This window comes from Microcystis sp. LEGE 00066 (genome assembly GCF_015207925.1).
GTDB classification, from domain to species: Bacteria; Cyanobacteriota; Cyanobacteriia; order Cyanobacteriales; family Microcystaceae; genus Microcystis; species Microcystis ichthyoblabe_A.
Genome location: NZ_JADEVX010000182.1, coordinates 1 through 8,326, shown reverse-complemented (window position 1 = coordinate 8,326; position 8,326 = coordinate 1). Strand labels below are relative to the sequence as shown.

The 8,326-nt window shown below is 45.0% G+C and carries 9 protein-coding genes and 1 pseudogene; 6 read left to right on the top strand and 4 right to left on the bottom strand.

Translation table 11 applies throughout. The annotated features are described in order from the left end of the window. Nucleotides 1-90: 90 nt before the first annotated feature. On the bottom strand, nucleotides 91-279 hold the full coding sequence (gene psbZ / locus IQ224_RS19295) for a photosystem II reaction center protein PsbZ (protein ID WP_002732865.1): 189 nt from the start codon (nucleotides 277-279) through the stop codon (nucleotides 91-93). A 362-nt stretch (nucleotides 280-641) separates the two neighbouring features. After that, nucleotides 642-1,097 (bottom strand): CopD family protein, encoded by a 456-nt coding sequence (locus IQ224_RS19290; RefSeq protein WP_002749063.1) that lies wholly within the window; start codon nucleotides 1,095-1,097, stop codon nucleotides 642-644. Between the two features lie 113 nt (nucleotides 1,098-1,210). Between IQ224_RS19290 and IQ224_RS19285 the strand changes: the two genes are divergently transcribed. Beyond that, nucleotides 1,211-3,910 (top strand): CBS domain-containing protein, encoded by a 2,700-nt coding sequence (locus IQ224_RS19285; protein WP_194033364.1) that lies wholly within the window; start codon nucleotides 1,211-1,213, stop codon nucleotides 3,908-3,910. Here IQ224_RS19285 and IQ224_RS19280 read toward each other — a convergent pair. Both IQ224_RS19280 and IQ224_RS19275 read right to left on the bottom strand, forming a co-directional pair. Beyond that, entirely contained in the window at nucleotides 3,907-4,071 is a 165-nt protein-coding gene (locus tag IQ224_RS19280) for a hypothetical protein (protein ID WP_002733784.1), read from the bottom strand. The two genes, IQ224_RS19285 and IQ224_RS19280, sit on opposite strands and share 4 nt — an antisense overlap. A gap of 112 nt (nucleotides 4,072-4,183) precedes the next feature. Continuing rightward, nucleotides 4,184-4,477 (bottom strand): RNA-binding protein, encoded by a 294-nt coding sequence (locus IQ224_RS19275; RefSeq protein WP_194033363.1) that lies wholly within the window; start codon nucleotides 4,475-4,477, stop codon nucleotides 4,184-4,186. 241 nt (nucleotides 4,478-4,718) lie between these two features. Here IQ224_RS19275 and pheS point away from each other — a divergent pair, with 241 nt between their 5' ends. The 5 genes and pseudogenes from pheS to IQ224_RS19250 all read left to right on the top strand — a co-directional run bounded on the left by pheS (nucleotide 4,719) and on the right by IQ224_RS19250 (nucleotide 7,810). Further along, nucleotides 4,719-5,723, top strand: a complete 1,005-nt coding sequence (gene pheS, locus IQ224_RS19270; protein WP_002749059.1) for a phenylalanine--tRNA ligase subunit alpha — start codon at nucleotides 4,719-4,721, stop codon at nucleotides 5,721-5,723. Nucleotides 5,724-5,736: 13 nt separating this feature from the next. Continuing rightward, a pseudogene (locus IQ224_RS19265) lies at nucleotides 5,737-5,958 on the top strand (DUF4870 domain-containing protein); the annotation flags it as partial. Between the two features lie 44 nt (nucleotides 5,959-6,002). After that, the gene (gene tnpA, locus IQ224_RS19260) at nucleotides 6,003-6,446 is read left to right on the top strand and encodes an IS200/IS605 family transposase (RefSeq protein ID WP_002740761.1); all 444 of its coding nucleotides are present in this window, start codon (nucleotides 6,003-6,005) and stop codon (nucleotides 6,444-6,446) included. Between the two features lie 18 nt (nucleotides 6,447-6,464). After that, the gene (locus tag IQ224_RS19255) at nucleotides 6,465-6,608 is read left to right on the top strand and encodes a DUF4870 domain-containing protein (RefSeq protein WP_194033362.1); all 144 of its coding nucleotides are present in this window, start codon (nucleotides 6,465-6,467) and stop codon (nucleotides 6,606-6,608) included. 74 nt (nucleotides 6,609-6,682) lie between these two features. Further along, complete coding sequence (locus IQ224_RS19250; protein WP_002749057.1) at nucleotides 6,683-7,810, top strand: FAD-binding oxidoreductase; 1,128 nt, start codon at nucleotides 6,683-6,685, stop codon at nucleotides 7,808-7,810. The last annotated feature ends 516 nt before the right edge of the window (nucleotides 7,811-8,326 follow it).

Sequence of the window (8,326 nt, the reverse complement as noted above, 5' to 3'; positions counted from 1 at the left end):
GGGTGTGGGGTGTGGGGAGAATACTGACTCCTGACGACTAACTCCTGACGACTGGCTCCTGACTCCTGTCCCCCGTCCCCCTGATCAAGACTAAATCACTAAAAAGTTTAAAATAGCGACGGCAACGACTAAAATCGCCCAAATTGCCGAACCCACATAGAGAAGGGGTTTCGATTGATCCCAGTTTTGGGGGGAAGCATAGGCAACGGGGACACCAATCACCATCAGCAAGGAAAATAAAACTAAGGCAATGAGAAAAAATTGAAAAACAATAGACATGATTGGGTTCTCCTAAAGCAGTTGATCTTTATCTAGATAATTCTCCCAGATTTGATACTTGTATGGAAGAGCCTCGCTTCCACTCAACTTAACTGGACGATCCTTTCTCTAAGTCCTCCCTGAATCAGGGTTTACAAGGAGATATGCCCGTCAGACCGAATCCACGAGCATTTTAATTTTACTGCCACTGACTACCCAGCCGCAGCGGGTTCTAAAATTTTTTTGATGTCTCCATCCTTGTCAAAAGCAGCATGGCAAGGGTTAGGTGGGGGAATTGACTCTCTGTGATACCCTGCTCAGATTACCCTATTTTTGCGTTTTCGCCAAAGCTGCCCTAGAAAGATGTCCAGACTGCTGAACTGCTAAAAGCTAATGGTCAGGCCTCCCAAACGGATGCCAGCGCCAAAAATGACGAACAATACTGCTAGAGTGGTGACGGCGACTATGTGCAGGGCGAGGACATTTAAGTTTTCCTCGCTCAGTTTAGGAATGAGAAAAAAGCGGGAATGAAGGGCCAAGATGAGAGTTAATAGCAGTAAAGCTAACTTAATTCCTATATAAACCGACAAAAAACTATCAAATGACCAAAAATCACGAAAACTGGGCAAATAAATCCAAGTCAATCCTAGGCCCGTTATTACCTGCAACAATAGCGCAGATAACCCAAAACCTTCAAAATATTGCTCAAATTGACGAATTCGGTCTGGTTCTCGGTTTTTGAGGGCCTGGGGTAGAACGGTGACTGCCAACAATAAATGACCACCGGCCCAGACGGTCGCCCCTAGGGTGTGGAGAATTACTAAAATTTTGAATAACATGGGTTTCTCTCGGTCATGATTTGCTAACTTATAGTCCTTGCTGCGGTTATTTCCGAGTATTCGGTAACAATAGATACAGAAAAAATCCTGATATCTTCTCCTTACTAAAAAATATGGATTTAATTTTATGTCATCAAACGGCGGATTTTGACGCTTTGGGGGCAGCGGTGGGTTTATCGTTGCTGAAAGCGGGTAGTCGCATTGTGTTAACGGGGGGAGCGCACCCAACAGTAAGGGAATTTTTGGCCCTGCATCGAGATGAATTCGCTTTAATTGAAATGCGTAGTGTCAATCCGGACCGTATTCGCTCTTTAATTGTCGTTGATAATCAGTGGCGGGAGCGTCTGGGAAAAGCTTCCCAGTGGCTCGATTTAGACCATTTACAGGCGATCGAATTGTATGATCATCATTTAGATAGTGAAAGCGATATTCATGCCTCTAGCGTCCATTTAGAAGCGGTGGGAGCCACTACGACTTTAATTGTCGAAGCTTTACAAAAAGCCCAGATTAAACCAAACTCGATGGCAGCGACGGTAATGGCGCTCGGTATTCACGTTGACACGGGTTCCCTGACTTTTGCCGGTAGTACCCCCAGGGATGCCTATGCTTTGGCTTGGTTAATGACCTGTGCTGCTAACATTAAAACGATCGCCCAATACTGTCAACCGAGTTTTTCCCCGCGCTTACAGGAGTTATTTAGCCTTGCCTGGGAAAATCTAGAGATTAAAACGATCCATGACCGTAAAATCGCCCACGTTCTCCTCCATACTGCCGATTTTATCCCCGGTTTGTCTAGTGTAGCCGAGCGCCTACTGGAATTATCCGATAGTGATGCGTTGCTTTTCGGCCATAGTTATAGTAAAGACGAGGAAGATAATTCCCGACAGCGTTTAACTGTGATTGGTCGCTCTAGGATCGATGGGGTGAATCTATATCGGCTTTTTTCCCCCTATAACGGCGGTGGTCATGCTCAGGCCGCTTCGGTGAGTTTTCGCGATGTTCAGCCAGTTCAACAGTTAAACCAACTGCTGGGGGACTTAATTACCCAAATTCCCCCTTCTCCTACCGCTAGGGATTTAATGTCTTCTCCGGTGCGGACAATTCGTCCCGATACTTCCATATCTCAAGCCGAGCGCATCCTTTTCCGTTACGGCCATTCGGGGTTATCGGTGGTAGATGAGCAGGATCGCCTAGTTGGGGTGATTTCTCGTCGTGACCTCGATTTAGCTCTCCATCACGGCTTTTCTCGCTCTCCCGTGAAGGGATACATGACTTGTAATCCGAAAACTATTACCCCCGACACTTCCCTTCAGGAAATCGAGTCGCTGATGGTAACGTATGATTTAGGGCGTTTACCTGTACTAGAAAACGGGCAGTTAGTCGGTATCGTCACTCGTACAGATGTATTAAGACAGATTCATCAAAATGAGCGGGTGCGTTTTGAAGGGTTTGCTTTGGTTTCCTGTCTTTTACCAGCGATTAAAGAGCGTTTAGAGTCGATTTTATGGTCATTCCTGCAAGCTGCCGCCGCTGCCGCTCAAAAACGCGGTTGGCATCTCTATCTGGTTGGGGGTGCGGTGCGCGATTTACTTTTAGCCACAGAAAGGGATACTTTATTGTTACAGGATATCGATTTAGTGGTGGATGGCTGCCATCGCGCCGCCGGTGTGGGTGCGGGGGTAGAGTTGGCTAATTGTTTACAGGAAATTTATCCGGGGGCCCGGTTATCGATTCACGGGGAATTTCAGACGGCGGCTTTGTTATGGCACAAAGATGAGCGTTTTGGCTCGTTATGGGTGGATATCGCCACGGCACGCACGGAATTCTATCCCTATCCTGCCAGTAATCCCCAAGTGGAGGCTAGTTCGATTCGACAGGATTTGTATAGAAGGGATTTTACGATTAATGCTCTGGCAATTCGCCTAACTTCGCCGAAAGAGGGGGAATTACTCGACTTTTTTGGCGGTATGTTGGATTTACGCGCCCAACAAATCCGGGTTCTCCACGCTAATAGTTTTATTGAGGATCCGACGCGCATCTATCGAGCGGTGCGTTTTGCCACTCGGTTAGGATTTGTTATTGAACCCTTGACAGAAAGCTATATTAGGTATGCGATCGAAAGTGGAGTTTATGATCGCTCACGGCAACAAAATCAGAATGCACCCGCTTTACAGTCCCGTTTAAAAGCGGAGTTGAATTATATTTTAGAGGCGGATTACTGGGAAAGTGCCTTAGAAAAGTTGGCCGATTTGGGGGCTTTGCACTGTTTACACGGGGATTTAAGTTTAAATCGGGCTTTATGGCGACAATTGCGCTGTCTCAGTCGTTGGTTAGATTGTTTAAGTCTGGAATTGCCGGTGAATGCTTGGTTAATGCGGTTGGAATTATTAATCGCTTCTCTGGCTGTGGGGGAAAGAATAGCGATCGCTAATAATTTACAATTGCCTAAAGATACTGTGGAGCGTTTACAAAAACTAGAAGTTATGGAAAGGGAGATTAGCAATAATTTTGCTTATGATCGACCCGTTAGTCAAATTGTCAGCTTTTTCAATGGTTATCAGGTTCCTAGTTTGTTATTGGTGGCGGTGAGGAGTGAGACTAGGATGCGGGCTTTAATCTGGCAATATTTAACTAAATGGTCGCAGATTGAGGCTCCTATCGACGGCAATGACCTAAAAGCTTTGGGTTATCAACCAGGTCCCGGGTTTAAATCGTTACTTGCGGCGGTATTGGGGGCGACTTTAGATGGAATAGTCAGCAATAAAAGCGAAGCCAGGGCTTTTATTGCTAGATTAACTAAGTCAGCAGATTAGGTATCGGCTGCCCCTTCATTTTCCGAAGATTGTCTTTGATCGCTGGAATAACCGCCTCTACCTCCTCTGGTGGTGGTACGATTAGAAGCAGCCCGGAATTGACGAGCGTAGGCGCGGTTGCGTTCAGCTTTTTCTTTTTTCAAATTACGACGTTTAGCCACAAGAATCTCCTTGGGATGTTAGATAGACAAGCGGGGAAACGAGCGCTCGCTCCCCCTATTGACAATGAAAACAAGTTAGGTAATCATAGCCTAGAATGGTTACGATTGGGGATTAGTAGCGACGATCTCGATTGCGATTGCCACCACCGAAGGAAGGTTTGGGTTCTCTTTCACGAGCTTGATTGACTTTTAATTCCCGTCCCATCCATTGAGCGCCGTCAAGAGCGGCAATAGCGGCCGCTTCTTGCTGTGGGGTTTCCATTTCCACGAAAGCGAACCCGCGTTTTCTTCCCGTTTCCCGCTCCATGGGGAGGTGAACGCGCTTAATTTTACCGTATTCGTTAAAAACCTCAACTACGTCGCCTTGGTCAACCTCGAAGGGGAGATTACCAACATAAATTGACATAAAACCTATCCTTGCACAGATAAAAACAACAGATTTGTAGAGAACGAAGACTTCGGGAACTAGCTGAACCAATACTAAACAGAGACGCTTTAACCATTAATACTGACAACGAGCCGCAGTGCCGACTTTTATTCTCAACTCCCATCCTAGCACATAGCTATTAGCTTTGATCGATGCTGCCGCTCCCGCCACCAGAGCAGATAAACTAGACTAGAATGCTGCCCTATAAAATGCCCTAATTATGAGTTTATCCCCCCATCCGATCGAAACTGCCCTAAAAACCCTGGCAGGGAAAGCGGAAAATTCCATCGAAGAAACAACAACCCTAGAAGACTTAGAACAGCTAAGGGTGAATTATCTGGGTAAGAAAGGAGAATTATCGCAGATTTTACGCGAAATGGGCAAATTAACCCCTGAAGAGAGACCACGCCTCGGTGCGATCGCTAATGAGGTCAAAGAATTAGTACAATCGCTGCTGGAATCCCGGCGAGAAAGTCTAAATAATGCCCAAATTCAAGCGAAATTAGCGGCGGAAACCCTCGATGTCACCCTACCTGCTCTTAGCCGTCCTTTAGGGCGAATTCACCCCTTAAATAGCACAGTTGATCGCATGATCGATATTTTCGTCGGTCTCGGTTACAGCATCGCCACCGGGCCGCAGGTAGAAACCGATTATTATAATTTTGAGGCTTTAAATATCCCTGCTGACCATCCGGCCCGGGATATGCAGGATACTTTTTTCTTGAGGGATGGTCGTTTATTGCGGACTCATACCTCCCCGGTGCAGATTCGCTACATGGAAAGTCATGAACCTCCAATTCGGATTGTGGCCCCGGGCCGCGTTTATCGTCGCGATACCGTGGATGCAACCCATTCTGCGGTTTTCCATCAAGTGGAATTATTAGCGGTGGAACGGGGATTAACCTTTACGGATTTGAAAGGAACAATTAAAGAATTTCTTAAGCAAATGTTTGGGGCCGATTTACCGGTTAAATTCCGCGCTTCCTACTTCCCTTTTACCGAACCCTCGGCCGAGGTAGATGTACAGTGGAAAGGCAAATGGTTGGAGGTGATGGGCTGTGGTATGGTGGATCCCAATGTCTTAAAAGCAGTCGGTTATGACCCCCAAATCTATACGGGTTTTGCTGCTGGTTTTGGCGTGGAAAGATTTGCTATGGTATTACATGAGATAGACGATATTCGCCGTTGTTATAATAGCGATATCCGCTTTCTCCGCCAATTTTAGGGGGATAAACCCGATGGTCAAGAGTGAAGATTTAACCAAAAAAAGACTCCTATCCGTGGCTTGTCATGCTTCGATCTTTTTGAGTGCTACGCTGGTATCGGTGGGGATTCCCTTAGCTATTTATTTCATTTCTGATGATGGAACGGTGAAGGAAAACGCCAAAGAAGCTTTAAACTTTCACCTGAATATGTGGTTATACTACCTAATTGCTGGGATTCTAGTTTGGGTTTTAATCTCTTCGGGTCTAATTCCCCGCCGCTCGCGGCGTACAATAGAAAAATGAGTGAATACATCCATAAGAGCCATAATGTAAGTGTTTTGCTATATCATTTAGTGTTCCCAGCCAAATATCGTAAAGCCGTTTTCGACGAACAGGTAGATAGCTTGTTGAAAGAAGTCTGTCTAGAGATGGAAAAACGATACGAGATAAAGTTTGTAGAAATTGGAGTGGATAAAGATCATGTGCATTTTCTGGTGCAATCAGTACCGACCTATAGTGTGACAAGGATAGTGACAATGATTAAAAGTATAACGGCGAGAGAAATTTTCAAAAAGTGTCCTCAAGTGAAAAAGCAGTTGTGGGGAGGAGAGTTTTGGAGTGATGGATATTACGCAAGTACGGTAGGAAAGCATGGGGATGAAGGTATGATAGCGAGATATGTAAAAGAACAAGATAAAGAATACCTGCAGCTACACCAAAATCTACAATTGAGTCTATTTTGATTCTGATACCCCGTCCGCTTGCGGCGGGGTAGTTCATTCGGTTATTTGCTCTTAGCGATTCTTGCTGTGGTGAATATTGTTCTCCCCATTCTTGCTATTCTGCAAGTCTGGAACGATGCTTATAAGGTTTTCCGTTATCCTTTCATTTTCCGGGTTCTGTAATTAATTATCGGGGTTGAAATCTGTTCAACCCTTTTTTAGTCCTGTTGCTGCTAGAAAAATAGCCTCTGGAGTTTATGACTAAAATTGTCATCATCGGTGCGGGGATAGTAGGGGCCACTATTGCCTACGAATTAAGCGCCATCAAAGGATTAGAAATTACCCTCATCGATGAAAAAAAACCGGGACAAGGAGCAACCGGGGCAGCTTTAGGGATTTTAATGGGGATTATCAGCCATAAAACTAAAGGTAGAGGCTGGAAACTGCGGCAAGAAAGTTTAAAACGTTACGAAACCCTCCTTCCTGAGCTAGAATCCCTCACCGGACTGACTATTCCCTGTAACCGTGATGGTATCGTCCTCCTGCGATCAAGTGCCGAAGACGAAGAAAATTGGCGCAAGTTAGCCCAAATCCGCCAAGAACAGGGATATTGTCTAGAAATCTGGGATAAAGAGACTTTAACCCAAAAATGTCCCCAAGTGGCCAGCGAGCATCTCTATGGTGCTATCTATTCTCCCAGGGATCATCAAATTAATCCGGCCCTGCTCACGGAGGCTCTCGTCGCTGCTGCGGCAATAAGGGGGGTTAAATGTCAATTTGGGTTAAAAGTTGAAAATTTTGGGAAGACAGAGCTTCATGGCTCTAATTTGAGGCAATGCACCCAGGTTTATAGTTCCAATGGTATAGAGGAAAGCGACTTTTTGGTTCTTTCTGCGGGAATCGGTTCCACTGCTTTAACTGAAACTCTTAGCCATCCAGTGGAGATCCGACCGGTTTTAGGGCAGGCTTTACAGATAAAATTGACGCAACCTTTAGAAAGTTCCGATTTTAAGCCGATTTTAACGGGAAATGACCTGCATATTCTGCCTTTGGCCGGAGCGGAATACTGGATTGGAGCAACGGTGGAATTTATGGACGAAAAGGGCGAAATTATCGCCGATACTGCCCTATTAGAACAAGTGTATCAAAAGGCGGTCGCTTTTTGTCCCTCTTTGGCTGCGGGTGCGATCGTGCGTACTTGGTCTGGTAAGCGACCGCGACCGGAGAAAAAATCCGCTCCCATCATCGAATATTTGCCCGGATACGATAACGTTATTCTGGCCACGGGACACTACCGCAACGGGGTTTTATTGGCTCCTGCTACCGCTAAAATCGTCAGGGAAATGTTAAGTGATAAGTTAGGGTTGGCTGAAAAAGTTTGTTGATGGGGTTAGGAGTCGGTCGTCAGTATTCTCCGAGTCAGGGGATTATTTTTATTTATTCTCCCCTCTCCCCTCTCCCCTCTCTACAATAATTACTCGCAGCCAGAAATACGTTGGGTTACTATCATACTTTGTGCTTTTTGTCAAAAAAACTTTTTTTTTGCAATAAAACTACATAAAAAAAAGATCATCGTTGTGGGTGAAATTGACTGATTTACCCGTCTTAATTAGGATCACCTTCTAGGTGTGGCAAGGGTTTCAACCATTGCTGCCCAAAAAAGCACAGAACAGTCCATTGTGAAATTCTATCAAATCGCTGTTACCTTGATAACATCGTTGTTAAATAAAAATCTTTCTCAATTAATTCTTAAGAATTTATAAATATTGCGGAATGTTAATTTAAATATTCTCAAGTTTTTGCAGTCAATAAATAATTTTTGCTTATCTTTGTCGAAAAATAGAACTCCCGCAACAATCCAACATCTACCATTGGGTTAGGAGTCAGTTATCAGTTATCAG

Bases quoted from the DNA above. Each gene is read 5' to 3' on its own strand.
- psbZ (WP_002732865.1), bottom strand. From the start codon at position 279: ATGTCTATTGTTTTTCAATTTTTTCTCATTGCCTTAGTTTTATTTTCC.
- IQ224_RS19290 (WP_002749063.1), bottom strand. From the start codon at position 1,097: ATGTTATTCAAAATTTTAGTAATTCTCCACACCCTAGGGGCGACCGTC.
- IQ224_RS19285 (WP_194033364.1), top strand. From the start codon at position 1,211: ATGGATTTAATTTTATGTCATCAAACGGCGGATTTTGACGCTTTGGGG.
- IQ224_RS19275 (WP_194033363.1), bottom strand. From the start codon at position 4,477: ATGTCAATTTATGTTGGTAATCTCCCCTTCGAGGTTGACCAAGGCGAC.
- pheS (WP_002749059.1), top strand. From the start codon at position 4,719: ATGAGTTTATCCCCCCATCCGATCGAAACTGCCCTAAAAACCCTGGCA.
- tnpA (WP_002740761.1), top strand. From the start codon at position 6,003: ATGAGTGAATACATCCATAAGAGCCATAATGTAAGTGTTTTGCTATAT.
- IQ224_RS19250 (WP_002749057.1), top strand. From the start codon at position 6,683: ATGACTAAAATTGTCATCATCGGTGCGGGGATAGTAGGGGCCACTATT.